Here is a 2417-nt window from a genome sequence, read left to right as displayed (position 1 = left end):
TCATAAAAAACGTGATCACTGTTGTCTGACAGCAATTTGCGGGTTTTATAAATTCCTGTTTATTATGATAATGGTAGATGGATTCTTGCAGTACTCAAAGGGAAGTTGTTAATCATGAGCGAAATGTTCTCTTATGTGGCAAAACAGCCGATACTGGATGCCAACAAAGTTACCATAGGATATGAGCTTCTGTACCGTAACGGTCTTACGAACGCCTATCCCAAAGAGATAACCGCGGAGGCCGCCACTGCAACTCTGATTACCCAGCAGTTCATAGACAACAAGATATCCTCGCTGGTGGGAGACCGGCTTTGCTTCATAAATTTCCCCTATCCCCTTTTTGTGCACAACATTATTGATTTTCTGCCGGTGAACCAGGTGGTTATTGAGGTGCTGGAGGACTGCGTCCCCAACGACACCCTGTTTGATCTTATCAAGGGGCTCAAGGCCAAAGGCTTCCGCATTGCGCTGGACGATTTCAACATGAGTCCGGACTGGGAGCGCTTCCTGCTCTTCATCGACATTATAAAATTCGATTTCCGGGCCTATCCCGTGCCGGTAATCAGGAATTACATCGTCAAGCACACCCGGTTCGTCAATCTCTCCTTCCTGGCGGAAAAGATCGAAACCCCGGAGGATTTCCTGGCGGCTCAGGAAATCGGCTGCACCCTCTATCAGGGCTATTTCTTCTCCAAGCCCATCATTGTGAAGGATCGGGCCCTGTCCCAGAATCAGATGACCGTGATGCAGCTCTTCAGAGAGGTGGCCTCCATCGAAATCAACTATGACGCCGTGGAAAAGCTCCTGAAGCAGGATCTCTCACTGGCCTACAAGCTCCTCCGCTATGCCAATAACGTGCGTTACGGCTCGGAGCCCATAACCTCCTTCCGTCATGCCGTGGTGTACATGGGCAAGCAGGAGCTCCGCCGCTTCGTCTACCTGATCTCCGCTACCTCCCTGGGCAATGACGCGCCCTCCGAGCTTTATCAGATGTCCCTCACCAGAGCGTCCTTCTGCGAAATGCTCTCCAAGGAAAGAAAGGGACATACGGATCCCGACGAATCCTTCCTCTGCGGCCTGTTCTCCCTCCTGGACACCATTATGCAGAAGGATATGAAGGAAATCATGGACGAGATGCCCATTGCCGCCTCCATCAAGGATGCCATTCTGAAAAACAAGGGAGAAATGGCCTTCTATCTTAATTTCGTCAAGGATTATGAAAATCTGGACTTTGACACCGTAAGTCTCCGGGCCAAGCGACTGGGCATTACCGACGCCCGGGCCATCGAGATGTATCAGCAGTCCAGCGAATGGGCCGGGAAGTTCATGAAGAGCTGATCCCGCTCCCCCGCAAAAGAGCCGGCTGCCGCCGGTTTTTTTATTTCCGGCGCCCCTTCAGAGAACATTCCCCGCTCTCCTGAAAAAAAGACCGGCGGGCCCGCTATCCGTTGTGATACTCCGGCCCCCGGGAGAAAACGGAAAGAGCCTTCCCGGAAGCCGTAAAACCCGCTCTCCCTTTCGTTCTCCCTCTCCCGCCGGCTCCGGCCTCCGCCGGGGATGATGGCCTCGGGAGTCATTTTTCCGGTAATTTCCGGAGACCGGTAAAATCCCGGTATTATCCCCGGATACAGAAAGATGGTTATTAATTAACCAATTCCAAAATCCCGGAAAATGCTGATTTTACGGGATTATCCATGTTCCGGGCTCTTTAAAAATAACGATTGGGACTTGATTTTACGGGCATTCCGGGATGCCATAAATTGATATTATTCTGGGCGGAAGCCTCCGGCGGTCAGCAATTCTCATTTAACTTTCAGCGGGGAGGCAGGCAGTTTTTCAGATGGGGAGCCCTGGAACTCCGGTGATTTCTTCCCGGAAACTGTCAGGTATTCAACAGTGATTTCTGACATAATCTGTCTTTTTCAATAAAACGAAATTTTTTTATTAAAAATCATTTAAAACTAAAAAAATCGTGTATAATGGCGGAAACACCTCTTAATAAACATAACTATTTAAGGAAGTAAATCATGGCTTTATCTTATGAAGCAAAGGCCGGCGCTTTAAAGAGCGCTATCGCCTCAGTAAAAGCTCTGAGCACCGCTACCAGAGATTTATCAGTTGCCGAACTCGAAGATATCATTGAAAAGGTTAAGCAGGTTATCGCCGAACGTCAGCAGGCTGAAATTGATCGCGCCAACCGTCTCAAGGCCTTTGAGGAAGCTTTCAAGAAGATTGAAGAGATCCGCGAAAGCTCCGGCATGTCCGATGAGCTCCTGGCAGCCCGTTACTCCAAGGTTCCTCTTTCCGGTGAGAAGAAGGAGCGCAAGCCCCGCAAGGCTGTAGTTCCCAAGTACCGCTACACCACTATGGACGGCGAGGAGAAGCTTTGGACCGGTCAGGGCAAGACCCCGCTCCCT

General features: G+C 50.1%; 2 protein-coding genes. Both read left to right on the top strand.

What is annotated here, in order from left to right; all coding sequences use genetic code 11:
• The first annotated feature begins 114 nt into the window (after positions 1 to 114).
• Positions 115 to 1338 carry an EAL and HDOD domain-containing protein gene (locus ACJROR_RS05630; protein WP_406041993.1) on the top strand — a complete coding sequence of 408 codons (1224 nt, stop codon included), beginning with the start codon at positions 115 to 117 and terminating at the stop codon, positions 1336 to 1338.
• A gap of 689 nt (positions 1339 to 2027) precedes the next feature.
• Positions 2028 to 2417 (top strand): hypothetical protein (locus ACJROR_RS05625; protein ID WP_406546234.1); only part of this gene is annotated, 390 nt, incomplete at its 3' end.

The organism is Succinimonas sp. (genome assembly GCF_045225735.1).
Lineage (GTDB): Bacteria > Pseudomonadota > Gammaproteobacteria > Enterobacterales > Succinivibrionaceae > Succinimonas.
Note: the sequence above shows the minus strand (reverse complement) of the source record. Positions and strands in the feature narration are given on the sequence as shown.